This is a genomic window from Flavobacterium sp. UBA5153 (assembly GCA_002413745.1).
GTDB lineage: Bacteria > Bacteroidota > Bacteroidia > Flavobacteriales > Flavobacteriaceae > Flavobacterium.
Window position 1 is genome coordinate 20,762 of sequence record DHXP01000078.1, and the last position, 20,730, is coordinate 41,491.

The 20,730-nt window shown below is 36.7% G+C and carries 18 protein-coding genes; 14 read left to right on the forward strand and 4 right to left on the reverse strand.

Features of this window, described 5'->3' with window-relative positions:
• Position 1 precedes the first annotated feature (1 nt).
• From B2145_RS16385 to dnaG, 10 genes are all read left to right on the forward strand, one after another.
• The gene (locus B2145_RS16385) at positions 2-1,216 is read left to right on the forward strand and encodes an efflux RND transporter periplasmic adaptor subunit (protein WP_291104695.1); all 1,215 of its coding nucleotides are present in this window, start codon (positions 2-4) and stop codon (positions 1,214-1,216) included.
• A gap of 270 nt (positions 1,217-1,486) precedes the next feature.
• Positions 1,487-2,998: a thymidine phosphorylase family protein gene (locus tag B2145_RS16390; RefSeq protein WP_291104697.1), complete on the forward strand. Its 1,512-nt coding sequence runs from the start codon at positions 1,487-1,489 to the stop codon at positions 2,996-2,998.
• Between the two features lie 2 nt (positions 2,999-3,000).
• Complete coding sequence (locus tag B2145_RS16395; RefSeq protein WP_291104700.1) at positions 3,001-3,882, forward strand: ribose-phosphate pyrophosphokinase; 882 nt, start codon at positions 3,001-3,003, stop codon at positions 3,880-3,882.
• A 338-nt stretch (positions 3,883-4,220) separates the two neighbouring features.
• Complete coding sequence (locus B2145_RS16400; RefSeq protein ID WP_291104703.1) at positions 4,221-4,640, forward strand: hypothetical protein; 420 nt, start codon at positions 4,221-4,223, stop codon at positions 4,638-4,640.
• 27 nt (positions 4,641-4,667) lie between these two features.
• Positions 4,668-4,937 (forward strand): heavy-metal-associated domain-containing protein, encoded by a 270-nt coding sequence (locus B2145_RS16405; protein WP_291104705.1) that lies wholly within the window; start codon positions 4,668-4,670, stop codon positions 4,935-4,937.
• Between the two features lie 142 nt (positions 4,938-5,079).
• Positions 5,080-7,599: a heavy metal translocating P-type ATPase gene (locus B2145_RS16410; RefSeq protein ID WP_291104707.1), complete on the forward strand. Its 2,520-nt coding sequence runs from the start codon at positions 5,080-5,082 to the stop codon at positions 7,597-7,599.
• Between the two features lie 229 nt (positions 7,600-7,828).
• On the forward strand, positions 7,829-8,359 hold the full coding sequence (locus B2145_RS16415) for an inorganic diphosphatase (RefSeq protein WP_291104709.1): 531 nt from the start codon (positions 7,829-7,831) through the stop codon (positions 8,357-8,359).
• A 114-nt stretch (positions 8,360-8,473) separates the two neighbouring features.
• The gene (locus tag B2145_RS16420) at positions 8,474-11,053 is read left to right on the forward strand and encodes a sodium-translocating pyrophosphatase (protein ID WP_291104712.1); all 2,580 of its coding nucleotides are present in this window, start codon (positions 8,474-8,476) and stop codon (positions 11,051-11,053) included.
• Positions 11,054-11,495: 442 nt separating this feature from the next.
• A complete protein-coding gene (locus tag B2145_RS16425; RefSeq protein ID WP_291104714.1) occupies positions 11,496-12,473 on the forward strand; it encodes a polyprenyl synthetase family protein in 978 nt (325 codons plus the stop codon).
• 100 nt (positions 12,474-12,573) lie between these two features.
• Complete coding sequence (gene dnaG / locus B2145_RS16430; RefSeq protein ID WP_291104716.1) at positions 12,574-14,550, forward strand: DNA primase; 1,977 nt, start codon at positions 12,574-12,576, stop codon at positions 14,548-14,550.
• Here dnaG and B2145_RS16435 read toward each other — a convergent pair.
• Together B2145_RS16435 and nadE are read right to left on the reverse strand one after the other, a co-directional pair.
• Positions 14,547-15,176, reverse strand: coding sequence for a response regulator transcription factor (locus B2145_RS16435; RefSeq protein WP_291104718.1), 630 nt, complete (start codon positions 15,174-15,176; stop codon positions 14,547-14,549). The two genes, dnaG and B2145_RS16435, sit on opposite strands and share 4 nt — an antisense overlap.
• Positions 15,177-15,252: 76 nt before the next feature.
• Complete coding sequence (nadE, locus tag B2145_RS16440) at positions 15,253-16,059, reverse strand: NAD(+) synthase (RefSeq protein WP_291104720.1); 807 nt, start codon at positions 16,057-16,059, stop codon at positions 15,253-15,255.
• A gap of 144 nt (positions 16,060-16,203) precedes the next feature.
• Here nadE and gldB point away from each other — a divergent pair, with 144 nt between their 5' ends.
• Both gldB and gldC read left to right on the forward strand, forming a co-directional pair.
• Positions 16,204-17,172, forward strand: coding sequence for a gliding motility lipoprotein GldB (gene gldB, locus B2145_RS16445; RefSeq protein ID WP_291104723.1), 969 nt, complete (start codon positions 16,204-16,206; stop codon positions 17,170-17,172).
• On the forward strand, positions 17,162-17,497 hold the full coding sequence (gene gldC / locus B2145_RS16450; protein WP_291104726.1) for a gliding motility protein GldC: 336 nt from the start codon (positions 17,162-17,164) through the stop codon (positions 17,495-17,497). Before gldB ends, gldC begins: the two co-directional genes overlap by 11 nt.
• A gap of 71 nt (positions 17,498-17,568) precedes the next feature.
• On the opposite strand, the gene yihA is transcribed toward gldC, so the two are convergent.
• Together yihA and B2145_RS16460 are read right to left on the reverse strand one after the other, a co-directional pair.
• Positions 17,569-18,189, reverse strand: coding sequence for a ribosome biogenesis GTP-binding protein YihA/YsxC (gene yihA / locus B2145_RS16455; RefSeq protein ID WP_291104729.1), 621 nt, complete (start codon positions 18,187-18,189; stop codon positions 17,569-17,571).
• A gap of 30 nt (positions 18,190-18,219) precedes the next feature.
• Positions 18,220-18,993 (reverse strand): alpha/beta fold hydrolase, encoded by a 774-nt coding sequence (locus tag B2145_RS16460; RefSeq protein WP_291104731.1) that lies wholly within the window; start codon positions 18,991-18,993, stop codon positions 18,220-18,222.
• A gap of 377 nt (positions 18,994-19,370) precedes the next feature.
• Here B2145_RS16460 and B2145_RS16465 point away from each other — a divergent pair, with 377 nt between their 5' ends.
• Complete coding sequence (locus tag B2145_RS16465; protein WP_291104733.1) at positions 19,371-19,844, forward strand: division/cell wall cluster transcriptional repressor MraZ; 474 nt, start codon at positions 19,371-19,373, stop codon at positions 19,842-19,844.
• On the forward strand, positions 19,819-20,727 hold the full coding sequence (gene rsmH / locus B2145_RS16470; protein WP_291104735.1) for a 16S rRNA (cytosine(1402)-N(4))-methyltransferase RsmH: 909 nt from the start codon (positions 19,819-19,821) through the stop codon (positions 20,725-20,727). Before B2145_RS16465 ends, rsmH begins: the two co-directional genes overlap by 26 nt.
• Positions 20,728-20,730 lie beyond the last annotated feature (3 nt).

A 20,730-nucleotide genomic window follows, 5' to 3' on the forward strand; every position in this document is an offset into this window, starting at 1 on the left:
TATGAAACAGATAAAAAAAATCAGTATTTTATTTTTATTGTTTACCGCATTCGTAGCTTGTAACACTAAAAACAAGGAAGAAGACAAGAAACAGCAGCCAGAAGAAACTATTTTTTATACTTGTTCGATGGATCCACAAATTAAGGAAGACAAACCTGGGAAATGCCCCATTTGTCATATGGAATTGACTCCAATGAAAGCCGGGGATTTGCCCTCAAATGAAATAGCTTTGAGTAAACAAGAAATTAAATTGGGCAATATAACCATGCAAACCATTTCGGAAACAAAAAGCAGTTTAGAGCAGGAATACACGGGTGTTTTGACCATTAATCAGGAAAAAATCAAGACTATTTCGGCAAGAGCAATGGGACGAATTGAAAAGTTGAATTTCAAGACGGTTGGCGATTATGTTGCTAAAAACACCGCGGTTTATGTGTTGTATAGCGAAGATATTGCTATCGCCAAACAAGATTATTTCATGGCATATAAACAACTTTCAATGCCCGGTAATTTTGGGAAAAATGCGCAAAATATGCTCAATGCCGCCAAGCAAAAACTGCTGTTTTTTGGGTTGTCCAACACCCAAATTGAAAGCATTAAAACCACCAAAGAAGTTTCGCCTTACACGACTTTTTATAGTACATATAGCGGAACTATTTCAGAAATAGTAGCCACGGAGGGCAGTTATATAATGGAAGGTTCCGCCATAATTAAACTGGCAGATTTAAATAGTCTTTGGCTTGAAACACAAGTAAATGTAAATTATTCAAAAAGCATATATGTTGGACAAAGTGCCAAAGTTTCATTTACTGATTATCCCGATAAAACAATAAATGCCAGAATTTCATTCATCAATCCAGAAATCAATCCAGATACCAGACTGTTTTTGGTGCGAATGGAAATCCCCAATCAAAACTTGTTTCTCAAACCCGGTATGCAAGCAATTGCCAAATTAAGCCAATCCAATCTAAAAGGATTATTTATTCCGACTGACGCTGTTATCAGGGAAGAAAATGCTTCGTATATTTGGGTAGAAAAAAGACCGGGCGTATTTGAAAACCTTATGGTGGAAACTGGTAGGGAAACAAACGGAATGATAGAAATTAAATCGGCAATAGATAACACGAAAAAAGTGGTTATTACTGGAGCGTATGCCATAAACAGTGAATATAAATTCCGAAAAGGAAGTGACCCAATGGAAGGAATGAAAATGTAAATTCCATTAGATTTTTCAGATCATTATTGTTAGAAATAAATTTAGTTTAGTCCCTACGGGACAATGACGTGTTATATAAACACTTAACTGCCAATATTAAACCCCTACAGGGTTGCTCCGTTAGGAGCTAAATATTGGTAGAAAAAGAAGTAAGTTCCACCATTTATAAATGTCCCGTAGGGACTACAATTTATTGAGATGTGACAAGATTTAACTTTCTTGTCGGACAAGAATGTCTTTAAATTATGAATTAATAGAAACGACAAAACAATGGGAAATCATCATCATTATTTACACACATTAAAGGTAAAATCACTTGGTATTGACACCTATTACGAGAATATCGTTTTTTTGAGAAGTGATTGCCACATTTGCCGTTCAGAAGGTTTTACCGCACTTACACGACTCGTTGTTCATCACAAAGAAAAAAAAATAATTGCGACTCTCGACGTGGTGCATTCTGATTTATTGAGGATGGATGAAGCGGCGCTTTCTGATGTCGCGTTAAAGCGTCTCGGTGTGGTAGATGGCGATTTAATTACCATTTCACATCTCAAACCGATAGAATCATTAAGCGATGTTCGTGCAAAAATGTATCATAAAAAAATTGATGAAGCGGCTTATTACAGAATTATTAATGACATAACCAATGGTTTATATTCTGACATTGAGATAGCTGCTTTCATTGCCGGATGTGCGGGAGATAATCTGGATTTGGACGAAATCACTTGGCTTGCCAAGGCGATGATTGATTCTGGAGAAAAATTAAAATGGAACGGAAAAATAATTATGGACAAACATTCCGTTGGTGGTTTGCCCGGAAACCGTACCACGCCAATCGTAGTTGCGATTATTGCCGCTTCGGGATTGACAATTCCAAAAATATCTTCCCGCGCCATCACTTCCCCGGCAGGAACAGCCGATACAATGGAAACGATGACGAAGGTGAATTTGTCTATCGAAAAAATAAAAGAAGTGGTAAACAAAGAAGGCGGTTGTTTTGCATGGGGACGTTTAGCCAGACTAAGTCCTGCCGACGATATTATTATCACAATCGAAAAAGCATTGGATGTTGATAGCGCAGGGCAAATGATTGCATCAGTACTTTCAAAAAAAGCCGCTGCGGGATCTACACATATAGTTATTGAAATTCCCTTTGGAGAAACGGCAAAAGTGCGGACACATGATGAAGCACTGAAATTGCAATATTATTTCAACGCGGTGGGTGACGCCATAAAATTAAAGGTAGATGTGTTGATTACCGATGGCTCACAGCCTGTCGGGAGAGGCATTGGTCCTTCATTGGAAGCTATGGATGTTCTTTCGGTATTAAGAAATCAAGAAGATGCTCCGAAGGATTTAAAAGAAAAATCCTTGAAGATCGTGGGTGCATTATTTGAATTATCGGGCAAAATGGAAAACGGAAAAGGGATTTTAGAGGCTCGACATATTCTGGAAAGCGGAGAAGCATACGAAAAGTTCAAAAATATTTGCCTCGCCCAAGGTGGTTTTAGAGAACCTACATTTGCCAAATTTAAAGTCGAAATCAAATCGGAAAATGCCGGCACGGTAACTGTCATCGACAACAGGAAACTTGCGAAGATTGCCAAACTTGCGGGAGCGCCACAGTCTCCTTCGGCAGGACTTTATTTCAGTTCACCCATTGGAACCAAAGTGGAAGTAGGGCAGACACTTTTTACCATTTATTCTGAATCAGAAGGAGAACTTCAATATGCGGTTGACTATTTAGAGTCGGTAAATCCAATAATCAAAATCGTTTAGTGATGGAAAAAATATTTTTTTCCTTGCCGGGAAACGAAGAACTGACCCAATCACTGGCACAAAAATGTCATTCGGAAATAGGGCAGACAATTATTCGCCGATTCCCTGACGGGGAAACCTATATCAACATAGAATCTGACGTGAAGGGCAAGCAAGTGATACTGGTTTGCACATTGAATCATCCCGACGAGAAAGTAGTGCCGCTGTATTATTTATCACAAACCGCGAAGGAATTAGGCGCAAAATCCATTTGTCTCGTTGCGCCTTATCTGGCTTATATGCGGCAGGACAAGCGTTTTCATCCGGGGGAAGGAATTACTTCGGTTTATTTTGCAAAATTCATTTCTACATTTGTTGATTCACTCATAACCATTGATCCGCACCTTCACAGAAGAAGTTCCTTGTCCGAAATATATTCTATTCCAACCACAGTTCTTCATACCGCCAATCTTATTTCAAAATGGATTCACGGCAATATTGAAAAACCCATATTAATTGGTCCCGATGCCGAAAGTGCGCAGTGGGTTTCCGAAATTGCCCATTATGCAGATTTGCTTTTCATTGTTCTTGAAAAAACAAGGATAGGTGATGAGAATGTTGTGATAACGGTTCCTCATATCGAAAAATATAAAGATCACACTCCGGTTCTGGTTGATGATATTATCTCGACTGCGCGAACGATGATTGCCACTATTGGTCATTTAAAAAAAGCGGGAATGCAAAACCCGGTTTGTGTTGGCATCCATGGGATATTTGCAAACAATGCCTATTCAGATTTGCTTGATGCCGGAGCCAAAGAAGTGGTGACGTGCAATACGATTCCGCATAAATCGAACAGAATAAAAACAGATGAAATTATTTCCTCGTCGATTAACCAACTTTAAAATAAAATTCCAAACAAATAAAGATGCGATGAGCCAGAATTGTCGAATAATGCATCACTTTTCCCTGATTCTATGGAATATATTCCGGAAAGGAAGCGACCCAATGGCAGGAATGAAGATGTAATCTTTAGATATTTTTTAAAAATGCATTTAATTAATAATCCGGTAAAATAAAGCCCTTTCATACAAAAGGTTAAGTTTTATATTTCTCCTTTTTATTGAAAAATCATAAAAATAAGTGAATTAAACAACTAATATATATAATTTAAAAACACTTTTAAAAATAAAAGAACGGACCTTTACAGTATAAAAATAAATTCTAATTTAAATTTAATAGTATGAAAACACTTCAAAAAGTTACATTAATTATTGTATTTCTTGGTTTATTTGCTTCATGCCAATCCGGTACAGATATAAATAAAATTCTTTCAAAACAAGAAACCAGAAAAGTAATTATGGACACAATTGCTAATAACAGCACTATGTCGGTGGAAATGATGGAAGCAGTCATGAATAGCAAAAAAGGAAAAATGATGATGATGGGAAATGATAAAATGACAATGATGATGATGATGGATAATCGTGCTTCAATGATGAAAATGATGAAAGACAATCCGGCAATGATGCAAAATATGTGGTCTGATATGATGGAAATCTCAAAAAACAATCCTGGCATGATGAATATGATGCAAAATAAGAATTCGGGAAATATGGAAATGAAAGGTATGAACATGAAAAATAATCAGTCTATAAAATAATAAATAACATTTTAAATAAATTAAAAAATGATACATACATATAATATTACAGGTATGACCTGTGGTGGTTGTCGTTCAAATGTTGAAAACGCATTGAACGCTATTAATGGAATTGAAGCTACAGTTACTCTTCAACCCCCAGTGGCCACAATTACAATGGAAAAACATGTTCCAATAACAGAATTACAAGAAGTTTTGAAAACTGTTGGTGATTACACCATAACAGTTGGCAATCCTAATATAAAAACGTCTGAAAGTCCAAAATCAAAATCATGTTGTGGTGGTCACAAAATGTAGCAAACAATAACCTCTACTTCGATTTTACTTAATGTTTGAAACAAATACATTGCCCCCTTACTATTTTTAGGGAGTAGTATTTGCTTCAAACATTAAAATTATATGATAAATTTACCAAAATAAAAAATTAAGACTATTATAAATGATACAGACCTATACTATCACCGGAATGTCCTGTAACGGATGCCGTACCAAAGTCGAAAAAGCCCTGAACGCTATTGATGGAGTGGAAGCCACGGTTTCTTTAGATCCGCCAATAGCGACCATCACAACGGAAAAACACGTTCCTATTTTTAAATTTCAAAAAGCATTATACGCAGCAGGAAACTACATTATCAGTGAAAGCGATGCTGCCTCAGACGATACTTCTAAAGGAAAATCCCTTTACAGCACGCCACCGCCAAGCGAAATGAATGTGGTCTCTTTGCCAATCAGTGCTTCGGGAAAATATTATTGTCCTATGTTTTGCGAGGGAGAAAAAGTCTACGACAAAGCGGGTGATTGTCCCGTTTGCGGAATGGATTTGGTTAAAGCACCCGATTTAAATATCAGTAAAACAGCCTATACTTGCCCGATGCATCCTGAAGTTGTTCAGGACGAACCCGGAAATTGTCCCATTTGCGGAATGGATTTGGTTCCAATGGAGCCAGTAGAAATAGACGAAAACACAACTTACACTGATTTATTGCGAAAGATGAAAATTGCCATTGCTTTTTCATTGCCTGTTTTCATTATTTCGATGATGGAAATGCTTCCCAATAATCCGTTATTGCAAGTATTGGAAACCCAAAAATGGAATTGGGTGCAATTTATCTTGACGCTTCCCGTAGTTTTTTATGCCGGTTGGATGTTTTTTGAACGCGCTTGGAAATCCATCATCAGTTGGAATCTCAATATGTTTACGCTGATAGGAATTGGCACCGGAATCGCCTTTTTGTTCAGTATTGGCGGATTGTTGTTTCCTGATTATTTCCCTGAAGAATTCAAGCATCACGGTGCCGTATCGCTCTATTTTGAAGCTACGGCGGTCATATTAACCTTGGTTTTGTTGGGACAATTAATGGAAGCCAAAGCCCACGGACAAACGAATGCGGCCATTAAAGAACTATTGAAATTGGCACCAACCGTGGCCACTTTGGTCATTGACGGAAAGGACAAAGTAATTTCCATTCACGACATCAAGAAAGGCGACTTGTTACGTGTGAAACCCGGCGAAAAAATCCCGGTTGACGGAAAAATAACCGATGGTGAAAGTACAGTTGACGAATCGATGATTTCGGGAGAACCCATTCCCGTTGATAAAATAATTGGAGATTCCGTCGTTGCGGGAACCATCAACGGCAACAAATCATTCGTGATGATTGCCGAAAAAGTGGGTTCGGAAACCCTGCTTTCGCAAATCGTGCAAATGGTCAATGATGCCAGTCGTTCCAGAGCGCCAATTCAAAGATTAGCCGACAGTATTGCCAAATATTTTGTGCCTACAGTAGTTATAATTTCAATGATAACTTTTTTGGTTTGGGATATATATGGTCCTGAACCAGCCGTTGTTTACGGATTCATCAATTCGATTGCAGTCTTGATTATTGCCTGTCCCTGTGCTTTGGGATTGGCAACGCCAATGTCGGTAATGGTGGGTGTGGGCAAAGGTGCACAATCGGGAGTTTTGATAAAAAACGCCGAAGCTTTGGAAAATATGAACAAGGTAAATGTCCTAATAACCGATAAAACGGGAACCATTACTGAAGGAAAACCGTCTGTCGAAAAAGTTTATTCTTCCAATAATGAGGATGAAAGTGTATTGCAAAATATCGCTTCATTGAATCAATACAGCGAACATCCTTTGGCGGAAGCCGTCGTGAAATATGCCAAATCAAAAAATGTTTCATTGGTAGAAGTGAAAGATTTTGAAGCAATTTCAGGAAAAGGAGTCATTGGAACGGTAGCCAATAAAAAAGTGGCTTTGGGAAACAAGAAACTAATGGAGCGAGTGGAAGCAAGTGTTTCCGAGGATTTGGAAAACAAAATTATCGCCGAACAAAAACTGGGAAAAACGGTTTCCTATATTGCCGTTGACGGAATTGCCGTTGGTTTTGTGTCCATCTCCGACGCAATAAAGGCAACAAGCGCGGCAGCAATAAAAGAGCTGATGCGTCAAGGCGTTGAGGTGATTATGATTACGGGTGATAACGAAAATACGGCAAAAGCGGTCGCTGATGAATTGCATTTATCGGGTTTTATCGCCAATTGTTTGCCGGAAGACAAACTCAAGGAAATCAAACGCCTGCAAGCCGAAGGGAAAATCGTGGCAATGGCAGGTGATGGAATCAACGACGCGCCGGCTTTGGCGCAAGCCGACATAGGAATTGCAATGGGAACGGGAACGGACGTGGCGATTGAAAGTGCCAAAATTACCTTGGTAAAAGGCGATTTACAAGGTATTGTAAAAGCTAAAAATTTGAGTCACGCCGTGATGCGAAACATCAAACAGAACTTATTTTTCGCCTTTATCTACAATGTATTTGGGATTTCGGTTGCTGCAGGAGTTTTATATCCCGTTTTTGGAATATTATTGTCACCAATGATTGCGGCGGCTGCAATGAGTTTTAGTTCAGTTTCGGTGATAATGAATTCGTTGCGATTGAGGAATTTTAAAGTTTAAGTATTCTATAACCTGAATCCGATAATCGAATACAGGGCTATAATCATTTGTCACAATATCGCTATTTCATAAAGTGTAAATTTGTGCAATTCGTGTAAAAAAAGCTTAAAATAATTTTGATGCCTTTGACCTGATTTTTTATGATTTATTGCAGAGATAATAAAGATTTCGTATTGTAATAACGGATTGTTGCTTATTTTTGCAGTGTTAAATTCAGAAAAAAATAGAGATGACAGCAGTTAAATTAAAATCTTTCGATGTATTAATCGAAATTCCAAGGGGGAGCAGGAATAAATATGAGTATGACTTTGAAATAAAAAGAATGCGTTTCGACAGGATGTTGTTTTCTTCCATGATGTACCCTGCTGATTACGGTTTTATACCTGAAACATTGGCCTTAGATGGAGACCCGTTAGATGTATTGGTTTTGATAAATGAGCCAACTTTCCCAGGTTGTGTGATTGAGGTAAAACCTATTGGAGTTTTTCACATGGCGGATGATAAAGGGCCAGATGAAAAAATAATCTGTGTGCCTGTTTCTGATCCGATTTGGAATTCATTAAATAATCTTTCCGATATTAATCCGCATTTGTTAAAAGAGATAGAACATTTCTTCCTAGTTTATAAAGATCTTGAAAATAAAGTTGTAGATGTAGGAGGTTGGGGAGACCTAAGTGAAGCACATGCAATTATTACTGAATGTACCCATCGTTTTGAGCAAATTGAGAATAGACCTGAAGGGTTATTTAGTATTAAATAGTTTTTACAAACATAAAAAGAGAAAACAATATTTAGAGAACAAGATTGTTTTTTTTTTATTTGTTATGGTTTGTTACATTTGCAACCGATAAAATTTATAACGAAAATTAAATTTATGAATACAATAATGATTTATGTGCCAATAGTTATGGCATTGATAGGACTGGCATTTATGGCTTACAAAAGAGCCTGGGTTCTGAAACAGGATGCCGGAGACGGCAAAATGAAAGAGATTTCAGAATACATTTACGAAGGTGCATTGGCTTTTCTTAAAGCAGAATATAGATTGTTGGCAATATTTGTGGTTCTTGCAAGCATCGTTTTAGCTGGAATTACCTTTTTGCCAGGAACATCAACTCATTTATTAATTGTAGTTGCTTTTGTTTTTGGCGCATTTTTCTCGGCTTTGGCTGGAAATATGGGAATGAAAATAGCAACAAAAACTAACGTTAGAACAACACAAGCCGCCCGTACAAGTTTGCCACAAGCACTAAAAGTATCTTTTGGTGGTGGAACTGTAATGGGATTAGGCGTTGCAGGTTTGGCCGTATTGGGTTTGACCTCTTTCTTTATTATATTTTTCAATGTTTTTATGCATGGTGTTTGGACTTCTACCGAAGACATGACAATCGTGTTGGAAACATTGGCCGGTTTCTCTCTTGGAGCTGAATCTATTGCTTTGTTTGCACGTGTTGGTGGTGGGATTTATACAAAAGCTGCCGATGTTGGAGCAGATTTAGTGGGTAAAGTGGAAGCTGGAATTCCAGAAGATGATCCAAGAAATCCTGCTACAATTGCAGATAATGTTGGAGATAACGTGGGTGACGTTGCAGGAATGGGTGCCGATTTATTCGGTTCTTACGTAGCAACAGTTCTCGCCGCAATGGTTCTAGGGAACTATGTAATTAAAGATATGGGTGGAAACATTCAAGATGCTTTCGGTGGAATAGGGCCAATTTTATTGCCAATGGCAATTGCTGGTTTTGGAATTTTATTCTCTATCATCGGAACAATGTTAGTTAAAATTACTGATGCTGATGCAAAAGAAAAACAAGTTCAAAAAGCGTTAAACATTGGAAACTGGGTTTCTATCGGATTAACGGCAATTGCTTGTTTCTTCTTGGTTCAATATATGTTGCCTGCAACAATGAAAATGAATTTCTTTGGCGAAGGCTTACAAGAAATTTCTTCAATGAGAGTTTTCTATGCCACAATCGTAGGATTGGTAGTTGGAGCAGTTATTTCATCGGTAACTGAATATTATACAGGTTTAGGTACAAAACCAGTTATGGCAATAGTACAAAAATCGTCAACAGGTGCAGGAACTAACGTAATTGCTGGTTTGGCAACGGGAATGATTTCTACTTTTCCAACAGTATTATTATTTGCTGCCGCGATTTGGACATCGTATGCTTTTGCAGGTTTCTACGGAGTGGCACTTGCTGCCTCTGCGATGATGGCTACAACGGCTATGCAATTAGCAATTGATGCTTTTGGACCAATATCTGACAACGCAGGTGGAATCGCCGAAATGAGCGAACTGCCAAAAGAAGTTAGAACTCGTACAGATATTTTGGATTCAGTTGGTAACACAACTGCAGCAACAGGAAAAGGTTTTGCAATCGCTTCGGCTGCATTGACCTCTTTGGCTTTGTTTGCCGCTTATGTGACTTTCACGGGAATCGACGGAATCAATATTTTTAAAGCGCCGGTTTTGGCGATGTTATTCGTTGGTGGAATGATACCGGTAGTTTTCTCTGCATTGGCAATGAACTCTGTTGGAAAAGCCGCAATGGATATGGTGTATGAAGTGCGTCGTCAGTTCAAGGAAATTCCAGGAATTTTGGAAGGAACCGGAAAACCGGAATATGCAAAATGTGTTGATATTTCTACAAAAGCCGCTTTGCGCGAAATGATGTTGCCAGGAATTTTGACCATTGGTTTTCCAATTGCAATTGTACTTTTAGGTAAATTAGTTTACGGAGACAACAACCAATTAATTGCCGAAATGTTGGGCGGATATATGGCAGGAGTTACCGTTTCTGGTGTTCTTTGGGCTATTTTCCAAAACAATGCCGGTGGTGCTTGGGATAATGCAAAAAAATCTTTCGAAGCAGGAGTTTTGATTAACGGAGAAATGACATACAAAGGTTCTGATGCGCACAAAGCAGCTGTAACCGGAGATACTGTTGGAGATCCTTTCAAAGATACTTCTGGACCTTCAATGAACATCTTGATTAAATTAACTTGTTTGATTGGATTGGTAATTGCTCCAATTTTAGGAAACGGAAGTGCTTCTGAAAGCAACAAATTAGTTGGGATTGAAATGATGCAATCGAAATGCCCAATGATGGGTAAAGATGCAATGCTAATGGGTAATTGTGATTTATCTAAATGTGCAACTATGACAAAAGACGAATGTGCTGCAATGTGCGACAGTCTTAAATGTACTCCAGAGCAAAAAGAAATGTGTTTGTCACATTATGACGCAAACGGAAAGTTTATGGCAGGAGCAGGCGTAAAAGCGTGTTGTGCTAAAAAAATGACAGATGAAAAAAATGTTAAGGTTGAAATCATCAACGCTGACGGAAAAGCAAAAGCGACTGTAACAACTTCTGAAAACGGAAAAGAAAACACTCAATTTTTTGAAGGTTCACTTGAAGAAGTAAAAGCTAAAGTTGACGCCTTGAAATAGTATGTTTTAGTTAATACATAAGTTGTCCTAAAAAAGGTTGGCAGGATGAATATTCCAAAAATAGTTGAATCGGAACAGAATTAATTCTGTTCCGATTTATTTTTTTTCCACTGTTTTGGTTTGATTTTATTTTGTAAATCGCTTTGTTTGGAGTCGACATATTAATGGATAAATACAATCTGACTTGAAATAGCAGTTGTGCCTTGGATTCTTTTATTGGAAATGCAACCAATAAAGAAGGAAGAGAGCTGCACAAGCTCCTGAAATAAAATTCAGTTTTCCATAATAAAAAATTTAGGGGCTTGTTCTTTTGATAGAGAAATAAATAAAAGGTTAAATGTGTGATTCGTTTTTTTAAATTAAAAAACAATTACGGAAATATTTATACTTCCTGATAATTGATAAGGTTTTTATATTCGAAAATAGTATATTTGATTCCTAAATGAATATCACTTCTAAAATAAAACAGCCCATTTTTCACGAAATGGAACTTTTCGAAAAAAAGTTCTACGAATCGATGACTTCGCAAGTGGCTTTGTTAAACAGAATTACCTATTATATCGTTAATCGAAAGGGGAAACAAATGCGCCCTATGTTTGTTTTTCTGACTGCAAAAATGGTTTCAACAGGAATTATAAACGAAAGAACCTATCGTGGAGCATCGGTTATTGAGCTGATTCATACGGCTACTTTAGTCCATGATGACGTGGTTGATGACAGCAACAGGAGGCGAGGTTTTTTCTCCATCAATGCGCTTTGGAAGAATAAAATTGCTGTTCTTGTCGGGGATTATTTACTGTCAAAAGGATTGTTGCTTTCTATAGACAATGGCGATTTTGATTTGTTGCGAATTATTTCAGTGGCTGTTCGTGAAATGAGCGAAGGTGAATTATTGCAAATAGAAAAAGCCCGAAGACTCGATATTACCGAGGCTGTTTACTATGAAATTATCCGAAAAAAAACTGCTACTTTAATCGCGGCTTGTTGTGCATTAGGAGCTAAATCGGTTATTGAAGATGAATCCCAGGTTGAAAATATGCGAAAATTCGGCGAACTCATTGGGATGGCTTTCCAAATCAAGGATGATTTATTCGATTATAGTGATGATGCCATTGGTAAGCCCACAGGGATCGATATCAAGGAACAAAAAATGACCTTGCCGCTTATTCACGTTTTGAATAATTGCACTTCTAAAGAAAAATCCTGGATTATCAATTCCATAAAAAACCACAACAAAGACAAAAAAAGAGTGAAAGAAGTCATTGCCTTCGTGAAAGACAATAATGGTTTGCTTTATGCCGAGCAAAAGATGGCGCAGTTTCAGCAGGAAGCTCTTTTGCTTTTGGACAATTACCCCAAATCTGAGTTCAAAGATGCCTTAATTTTGATGGTAAATTATGTCATCGAAAGAAAAAAGTAATTTGAAAATGTGGAAATCCGAGAAATTGAAAATGATTTTTTGGAATTACCATACAATCCAAAAAATCTTTGCAACTTTGCAACTTTCAACCTAAAATAAATTGATTTCAAAAGCCACCATAGACACTGTTTTCGAAACTGCTCGAGTTGAGGAGGTTATTGGCGATTTTGTACAACTCAAACGCGCCGGAAGTAATTTTAAGGGTTTAAGTCCGTTTTCAGATGAGCGTTCCCCCTCATTTATGGTTTCTCCGGTAAAACAAATCTGGAAAGATTTTAGCTCTGGAAAAGGCGGGAATGCCGTGGCTTTCTTGATGGAACACTCCCATTTTACGTATCCGGAAGCCATTCGATATTTGGCAAAAAAATACAATATCGAAATCGAAGAAACGGAACAAACTGACGAAGAAAAAGCCAATACTGATGTTCGGGAAAGTATGTATCTGGTTTCGGAATTTGCAAAAGATTATTTTCACAACACACTTTTACATTCTGAAGAAGGGAAAGCCATTGGTTATTCTTATTTCAAAGAAAGAGGTTTTACCAATGAAACCATAAAGAAATTTTCTCTTGGATATTCGCCTGAAACTTGGGACTCTTTCACCAAAGAAGCCCTGGGGAAAGGATATAAACTAGAATTCCTGGAAAGCACGGGTTTAACAATCCCCAAGGATGACAGGCCTTTTGACCGTTTCAAAGGGCGTGTGATGTTTCCGATACAAAGTATGTCCGGAAGGGTTTTGGGTTTTGGCGGAAGAATTTTAACCAACGATAAAAAAGCGGCAAAGTACCTTAATTCACCCGAAAGTGATATCTACCATAAAAGCAAAGTCTTATACGGAATTTTTCAAGCCAAACAGGCCATTGCCAAACAGAATAATTGTTATTTAGTAGAAGGTTATACTGATGTTGTCCAGTTCAATCAAGCCGGAATAGAAAACGTGGTGGCTTCGTCCGGAACGGCGCTCACGCCTGACCAAATACGTTTAATCAATAGATTGACAAAAAACATAACCGTTCTTTTTGATAGCGATGCCGCTGGGCTTCGAGCCTCAATTCGTGGAATTGATTTGATTCTCGAGGAAGGAATGAACGTAAAAGTGTGTGCTTTTCCTGATGGTGAAGACCCGGATAGTTTTGCCAAGAAAACTCCCTATGAAGAGTTGGTTTTGTATCTTGAAAACAATTCCAAAGATTTCATCCAGTTCAAAGCATCATTGTTGATGGATGACGCAAAAAATGATCCGATTAAAAAAGCCGATTTAATTCGGGATATGGTGGTGAGTATTTCTAAGATTCCGGACAGAATACAAAGGGAAATCTACATTCAGGAATGTTCCCGAATTATGGATATTTCAGAACAGGTGCTCATAAGTACCTTGGCACAATTGGTCAAAAAAGACATTTCCGAAATTGGAAAAAAACAAAAACAAGAGCAAAAAGCCTTTGAAGTTGTAAAAAATGAAACCCAGGTTCAGGTCGAAAAAATCGATATTCTGTATGGTTTGGAACGAAAAATTATAGAAATTCTTTTGTTGTATGGAAACAAAACGGAGGAATTTGAAGATGTGCTATTGAAAACGAATGAAGAGGGAGAAATTGAAAATATAATTGAAAAGAAGGAATATAAAGTATATCAAAGAATCTTTTTGAGTTTACAGGAAGATGAAGTGGAATTGGCAAATCCATTATTCCGGGATATATTTAATAATTTGATAAACTATTACCATCAAAACGAAAACTTTAGCATTGAACAATATTTAATGCATTTGCAGCCCGAATTTGCTCAAGAAGTGACGGATATCTTGATGGAAGACGAGAGAGTTGTCCTTCATAATTGGGAAGGTCAAAGTATTTTTCCAAAGACCAAAAATGACACCATAAGTCAATATGTATCCGAAACCATTCTTACTTTACGATGGTATTTAGTGGATAAAATCATAGAAGAAATAAAAGGCTCAATATCATCAGAGCCTGATTCTGATAACATTGAGCCTTTGTCTATGGCAATGGATTACTACAAACTAATCAATTCTTTTTCAAAAAAACTAGGAAGAGTAATGTCCCGTTATAATTAAACTATTTCCAAAGTTTTGGCTTTGTTTACCAAATCCACCAAATTGGTAACGTTCAGTTTTTGCAACAATCTTAATTTGTAGGTACTAATGGTTTTTTCATTAAGGCCAAGGATTTTAGAGATCTCGTTGTTCTTTTTCCCATCACTTAAATAGCGCAAAACTTCCACTTCGCGATTGGAAAGCTTTCTGTACAAACGCTCGCTCTTGTTTTGTTTTGCGATCAAGGCAAGGTTTTTCTTGACGGTCTCATTTAGGATTATCTTTCCTTGATGTACTTTTACTATTGCCTGGCCCAGGGTTTCCAGTTTTTCTTTTTTGGAAATAAATCCAGAAACACCCGCCTTTATGGCATTTGGAGCATAAATTTGTTCTGAAAGGTCGCTAAATATAATGATTTTAGTTTTTGGAAAATTTTTCAAAATAGATTTAACTTCAAAAATACTGGAAAGACCTTCCAATTCTAGGTCTAAGATTAAAACATCAATCTCCTTGGTAAGAAGTATGTCCCTTACCATCATAAGATTCCCAACGTTGGCAACAATCGAAATATCGTCGTGGTCTTTAAAGTAAGATTTTACTCCAAAATGCACAACGGGAGAATTATCTGCTAAACATACTTTTATCATGATATTTAATTTTTAGAATTTGTACTCATCGAAATGTAAAGTTAGTAAATAAAATATGTAAATTACTAGAAAAATACTACTTTAATTCATTTGAAATGAAACAAACCGGTATTTCTTTCATTTTATGTTGATTAATGGTGTTTAATCTCTTATAAATTTCGAAAATAGTTTTTTCTCTTCCCGAGAAATCTGACGGAATTTTTCCTTTTTCATCTTCAAGCATAGCCCATTCCAGCTCGTCATAATTGGCGCCTAACTGATCTTCGTCTGTTCTTTCGTCTCCAAACAATCCATCCGTAGGGGAAGCCTCTAAAACTGAAACGGGAATTTTTAAAAATTTACCCAAAACATAGACTTCCGATTTCATTAAATCAGCTATCGGGCTTAAATCCACGCCCCCATCTCCATATTTAGTGTAAAAACCAACGCCAAAATCTTCTACTTTATTCCCTGTCCCGGCAACTAACAATCCACGAATTCCGGCAAAATAGTATAAAGTTGTCATTCGTAAACGTGCACGGGTATTGGCTAAAGACAAATGGATTTTTTCGGGATCAGCATCATTTGGCACTTCTTTTTTAAATGTTTCAAAAACCGAAGTCAAATCAGTCTCAACATTCGTCACGTTAGAAAAACGTTTTTTTAATTGTTCAATATGTTCCCGACCCCGACTTACGTGACTTGGAGCCTGATGAATAGGCATTTCGACACATAAAGTAGGTAAACCGGTTTGTGCACACAATGTTGAAGTGACTGCCGAATCGACTCCGCCGGAAATCCCCACAACAAAACCATTAACTTTTGCGTTTTCAGCATACGATTTTAACCAATTTACAATATGAGTATTTACTTTTTCAACTTGAATGGTGCTTTTTTTAGGCATAATAGTTTGGTTTTTTAAAAAGTAGGAATTGTATATTTGCAAAAATAATAATTTTTTTGGAGCTATTTCCTACTCTGCGCAATATCTTTTTTTGAAAAAAAATAAAAAAAGAATGTTTCTTCGATTAGGGCTAAACAAAAACAAATGACAAGAAGAATATTTTTAATAATTACGGCAACAATCGCTTTGATTTCCTGTAACAAACAATCAAAAGTCGAAAAAGCGGTCGAAGAAATTCCGGTTGAACTCAAAGTAGAACGTTTTGACAAACTATTTTTTGAAACTCCACCAAAGGATTTGGGCAAACTAAAAGAAGAATTCCCATTTTTTTTTCTGCCACAAAATAATGACAATGTTTGGTTAAATAAAATGAAAGATCCACTTTGGCGAGAATTGTATACCGAAGTTCAAAAAAAGTATTCGAATTTCGAACCTGTTCATAAAGAATTGGAAACTCTTTTTAAACATATAAAATATTATTTTCCCGAAACCAAAACACCAAAAATCATCACCGTAATCTCTGAAATGGATTATAACAATAAAGTAATTTATGCCGATAGTTTAGTGATTATTTCACTTGAGTTGTATTTAGGCAAAGAACATAAGTTTTATCAATTTCCAAAATATTTGAAACAAAATTTCGAGGAAAAACAGATTATGCCGGATGTGGTTTCAAGTTTTTCGATAAAAAAAATAGCACCCGTCACAGATAAAAATTTATTGAGTCAAATGATATATTTTGGCAAACAATTATATCTAAAAGACCTTCTTTTGCCTGATTATACTGATGCCGATAAAATGGGATACACCCCCGAACAAATTAAATGGTGCCAAGAAAACGAAAGCTATATGTGGCGCTATTTTCTAGAAAGAGAGATGTTGTATAGCGATGATCAAAAATTGAATAACCGATTCATTAATCCAGCGCCATTTTCTAAGTTTTATCTTGAAATTGATAATGAATCCCCAGGAAGGGTGGGAGCTTGGATAGGCTGGCAAATGGTGCGTTCCTATATGAAAAACAATGAAGTGCCGCTCCAAGATATGTTAAAAATGAATGCTAAAGAAATATTTGAAAAATCTAAATATAAACCCAAAAAAAATGACGAATAACAACACTTCAGAAATTAAAATTCAAATCCAATTAGATGAAAATCGAATTCCCGAAAAATTAGTATGGTCTGCGGTTGAAGGAGGAGTATATGCGGAAGAAGCAAAAGCCTTTATGCTTTCCGTTTGGGACAGTAATGATAAAGCCACAAAATGTATTGAATTATGGACAAAAGATATGCCGGTTGATGAAATGAAGATTTTCTTTCATCAAACCTTATTGTCAATGACAGAAACTTTCGAACGCGCTACCAGCGACGAAAAAATGGCCGCAACGATGAAAGATTTTTGCGATTATTTTGCCGAAAAACTGGAGTTGAAATTGTAGATTAATTTTATAAAAAATCCCAAAACTGAAATTTCAATTTTGGGATTTTATCGTTTTGGAATAAATAAGTTTTAAAAGCCGGAATTATTCTTAAAAACTTCTTCGTTTACTTCGTCTATGTAATTTAGCAACTCTTCTTTTCCCGTGGATTCCGTCGCCGATGTCACAAAATAATGAGGCATTTCGGCCCAGTTGTTGGCAAACATTTTCTTTTTGTAAGCCGCAATATGGGAATCAACTTTTACTTTGCTAATCTTGTCAGCTTTGGTAAAAATAATACAAAAAGGAATTTCACTTTCGCCCATATAGGACATAAAATCGATATCTATTGTTTGTGCTTCATGGCGAATGTCAATCAGGACAAAGGCGCAAACCAGTTGTTCTCTTTTTTCAAAATAATCGGTAATAAATTGCTGGAAAACTGATTTGGTTTTCTTCGATACTTTCGCATAACCATAACCTGGTAAATCGACAAGGAACCAATTGTTGTTGATCTTGAAATGATTTATCAATTGCGTTTTTCCCGGCCTTCCTGAGGTTTTTGCCAAATTCTTGTGGTTGGTCAGCATATTGATCAGCGAGGACTTCCCGACATTTGACCTGCCTATAAAAGCATATTCCGGCAAAAAGTCTTTCGGACATTTGTCAACATCAGAGTTGCTGATAATAAATTCGGCGGTATTAATTTTCATTTGATGTTTTATGAAATTCTTATATATGGCTTAGTGAGCGTTCAAATGGGTTTTTGTCAACCATTCTTCCAGCAAGCGATTAAACTCGTCTGGATGTTCCATCATGGCTGCATGGCCACATTTGTCAATCCAATACAAAGTTGAATTTGGTAATAATTTATGAAATTCTTCTGCCACATCCGGAGGGGTAACATTATCATTTTTTCCCCAAATAATGCAGGTTTGAACATGCATTTTCGGCAAGTCTTTTGCCATATTATGTCTAATGGCACTTTTGGCAATGGTCAATGTTTTTATCAATTTTATTCTGTCGTTTACTGATGCGTAAACCTCGTCAACAAGTTCCTTAGTGGCCATTTTTGGGTCGTAAAAGACAGCCTCGGCTTTTTTCTTGATGTATTCGTAGTCGCCTCTTTTAGGGTAACTATCGCCCATGGCACTTTCATAAAGTCCAGAACTTCCGGTGATTACAAGTCCTGCTACCTTTTCGGGATACATTTTGGTGTGATACAATGCAATATGTCCTCCAAGTGAATTTCCCAACAAAATAACTCTGTCAAATCCTTTGAAAGTGATAAAATCCTTAACATACTTTGCAAAACTTTTTACATTGGTTTTCAAAATGTTTTGGGAATATATCGGTAGATCTGGTATGACTATTTTGTATCCCTTTTCAGAAAAATAACTGGCAACAGCATCAAAATTGCTTAACCCCCCCATTAAACCATGTAAAACAACAATTGGAGTTCCTTCTCCAGCTTCAAAATAGCTGTATCTGCCTTCTTTCTTATAGTATTTTTCCATACGTTTTATCGCAAATTTTCAATTTTCACAAATATAGGATTTAATAGACAAAAAAGAATTATTGGAAACAATTTTTAAGGATATAATTTCTTTTTTTTTTAAAGTCTGAATAAGTAGAGTTGTCGTTCTATGTGTTTTCATTTTTATTTCTTTTAAATGGGGTCTGAAAACTAAAGTTTCTCCACTTTAAATATTCGAATCTTTTCTGCAATTCAATGGTTCTTAACAAGGAGTTAAAAAACAGCTAACGTTCTGGTTGTCCATAAACTAAGGATTCTTCTTTGAAAGTGGTAAAACTTATCAACAAAGTGGGATATAGTGGTAAATTGTGGCGATAATTTTCATATTTTTGCTCTACATCATTTAAAACTTTTTTCTTGAGTACAATTGTCGGAACATATGAATGTAAAGTCGATGCCAAAGGAAGGTTGCTGTTGCCTGCGCCTTTAAAAAAGCAATTGGCTTCGTCCCTTCAAAACGGTTTTGTTTTGAAGCGTTCTGTTTTTCAGTCTTGCTTAGAATTGTACCCAATGGAAGAATGGAATTTGATGATGCGAAAAATCAATAAGCTCAACAGATTTGTAAAGAAAAACAATGATTTTATCCGTCGGTTTACCGCAGGGGTAAAAGTAGTTGAAATCGATGCTTTAGGGCGATTATTGGTACCGAAAGATTTAGTGGTTTTTGCCGCTATTTCAAAAGATGTCGTGTTTTCTTCTGCAATTAATATTGTTGAGATTTGGGATAAAGATTTATACGAAAAATCGATAAATGGAGAAGATGTGGATTTTGCGGATTTAGCCGAGGAAGTAATGGGAAATATAAATGACGACGACAATGGAATATCATAATCCGGTTTTGCTTCAGGCATCAGTAGATGGTTTAAACATAAAGCCCGATGGTGTTTATGTTGATGTAACTTTTGGAGGTGGTGGACATTCCAAAGGAATTTTAAGTAGGCTAGGGCCAAATGGAAAGCTGTTTGCTTTTGACCAAGATGAAGATGCTATTGCTAATGCTTTGCCAGATGAAAGATTTGTTCTTATAAATGAAAATTTCAGGTTTATTAAACGTTTTTTGCGTTTTTATGGTGTGAAAAGTGTTGATGGAATTTTGGCCGATTTAGGAGTTTCATCCCATCAATTTGATGTTGCCGAAAGAGGTTTTTCCACCCGTTTTGATGCCGAATTAGATATGCGAATGAGTCAGAAAAATGATTTGAACGCTTACAGAGTGGTCAATGAATATGATGAATCCAACCTGAGAAGAGTGTTCTTGGATTATGGAGAATTGAAAAATGCGCCAGCCATTGCAAGGACGATTATTGAAGCCAGAGAAATAGAACCCATCAAAAACACCGAGCAATTAAAAACGGTTCTAAGTCGTTTTTTGCCGGCACATAAAAGCCATAAAATATTGGCTCAAATGTATCAGGCCATTCGAATTGAAGTCAATCAGGAAATGGATGTTCTGAAAGAATTTCTGGAACAATCATTGGAAATATTAAATCCAGGCGGAAGGTTAAGTGTGATTTCCTATCATTCATTAGAAGACCGATTGGTGAAAAGATTTTTCAAAAACGGAATGTTCGAAGGGGAACCTGAACGTGATTTTTTCGGCAATTTTTCAGTTCCATTTAAAACCATAGGGAAACTGATTGTGCCGGATAGTGCCGAAATAAAGATAAACAATAGGGCGCGAAGCGCAAAATTGAGGATTGCTGAAAAGATATAACTC

Excerpts from the sequence above, each read along its gene's own strand:
- nadE (WP_291104720.1), bottom strand. The coding sequence starts at position 16,059 with ATGCCTAAAAAAAGCACCATTCAAGTTGAAAAAGTAAATACTCATATT.
- B2145_RS16420 (WP_291104712.1), top strand. The coding sequence starts at position 8,474 with ATGAATACAATAATGATTTATGTGCCAATAGTTATGGCATTGATAGGA.
- B2145_RS16405 (WP_291104705.1), top strand. The coding sequence starts at position 4,668 with ATGATACATACATATAATATTACAGGTATGACCTGTGGTGGTTGTCGT.
- B2145_RS16395 (WP_291104700.1), top strand. The coding sequence starts at position 3,001 with ATGGAAAAAATATTTTTTTCCTTGCCGGGAAACGAAGAACTGACCCAA.
- B2145_RS16435 (WP_291104718.1), bottom strand. The coding sequence starts at position 15,176 with ATGATAAAAGTATGTTTAGCAGATAATTCTCCCGTTGTGCATTTTGGA.
- gldC (WP_291104726.1), top strand. The coding sequence starts at position 17,162 with ATGACGAATAACAACACTTCAGAAATTAAAATTCAAATCCAATTAGAT.
- rsmH (WP_291104735.1), top strand. The coding sequence starts at position 19,819 with ATGACGACGACAATGGAATATCATAATCCGGTTTTGCTTCAGGCATCA.
- yihA (WP_291104729.1), bottom strand. The coding sequence starts at position 18,189 with ATGAAAATTAATACCGCCGAATTTATTATCAGCAACTCTGATGTTGAC.
- B2145_RS16385 (WP_291104695.1), top strand. The coding sequence starts at position 2 with ATGAAACAGATAAAAAAAATCAGTATTTTATTTTTATTGTTTACCGCA.
- B2145_RS16415 (WP_291104709.1), top strand. The coding sequence starts at position 7,829 with ATGACAGCAGTTAAATTAAAATCTTTCGATGTATTAATCGAAATTCCA.
- B2145_RS16400 (WP_291104703.1), top strand. The coding sequence starts at position 4,221 with ATGAAAACACTTCAAAAAGTTACATTAATTATTGTATTTCTTGGTTTA.
- B2145_RS16410 (WP_291104707.1), top strand. The coding sequence starts at position 5,080 with ATGATACAGACCTATACTATCACCGGAATGTCCTGTAACGGATGCCGT.
- gldB (WP_291104723.1), top strand. The coding sequence starts at position 16,204 with ATGACAAGAAGAATATTTTTAATAATTACGGCAACAATCGCTTTGATT.
- B2145_RS16460 (WP_291104731.1), bottom strand. The coding sequence starts at position 18,993 with ATGGAAAAATACTATAAGAAAGAAGGCAGATACAGCTATTTTGAAGCT.
- B2145_RS16425 (WP_291104714.1), top strand. The coding sequence starts at position 11,496 with ATGAATATCACTTCTAAAATAAAACAGCCCATTTTTCACGAAATGGAA.
- B2145_RS16390 (WP_291104697.1), top strand. The coding sequence starts at position 1,487 with ATGGGAAATCATCATCATTATTTACACACATTAAAGGTAAAATCACTT.